This window comes from Vibrio sp. 1249-1 (genome assembly GCF_033340495.1).
Genome location: NZ_JAWOWJ010000204.1, coordinates 1 through 951, shown reverse-complemented (window position 1 = coordinate 951; position 951 = coordinate 1). Strand labels below are relative to the sequence as shown.

At 44.4% G+C, this 951-nt stretch carries 1 protein-coding gene; it reads right to left on the bottom strand.

The features are described 5' to 3' along the window. Positions 1–24: 24 nt before the first annotated feature. Positions 25–951 (bottom strand): cell division protein ZipA (zipA, locus tag R7Z50_RS25265; RefSeq protein ID WP_318149457.1); only part of this gene is annotated, 927 nt, incomplete at its 5' end.

The following is a 951-nucleotide window of genomic DNA, read 5'->3' as shown; positions in this document are numbered from 1 at the left end:
CCCTTTTATAATTGGGTAGTAAGATTATGCGTTAGCCGCATTAAACTCAACTATTTGGCGTCGATAAGCAGCTAAACGGTCAGGAGTCATTAAGTTTCTCTTGTCATCGAGAACATTCCCTCCCATATCATCCGCAATCTGCTGCGCAGTTCTCAACATCAAGTTGAAGTTTTGCTCAGCTTCGCCATAGCAAGGCAACGTCATAAAGAAGGAAATGCCTTTCGTCGAAAACTCTGCGGGATCACCATGCTCAAGTGTGCCCGGATGCATCATGTTAGCCACACTGAACAGCACTTTACCGTTACCAGATAAATCAACATGACGATGGAAGATATGCATCTCGCCATAGATAAGACCATTTTGCTGCATACTGTCAAAAAGTTCAGTGCCAATAAATGGTTCTTCGCCCGCACAATGAACATTCAACACGATCACTTGCATTTCCGGCTCTGGCTTTGGCTCTTCTGGTTGTTCAACAACGGCAGGAGCCACTTCTTCAACCATTTCCATCTCTTGTTTAGACGCATCAAATGCAGAAGGCATGATCTCTTCTTCAATCACCTCTTGCATTGGCTCTTCGACTTCAGACGGCTGAATTGCTACATCTTCAACATCGTTTTTCATCGCGACAAAAGAAGGGATTTCCTCGGCTTCTTCTTTTACAGAAGGCTTTTCTTCTGCCACACCTCCAAGCAAAGGATCTGCCTCAAACTTACTATCAAACGTATTTTCCATCCCAAAGTCTGGTTCTTTGCGATCTTTACGGATGATTTCGAAATCGTCTTCAGGGGCAGGAGCGAAACTGCGCTCTTGCTCAACCGAATCTTTATCTCCTTGGTCAACATCCAGCTTACCAAGTGGCTTGTTGCCAAATTTTGCTTTGCCTTCTTTTTTACTGCTCCATAAACCATGAAACAGTAATGCCGCGATGGCTAATGCGCCAACAACAAT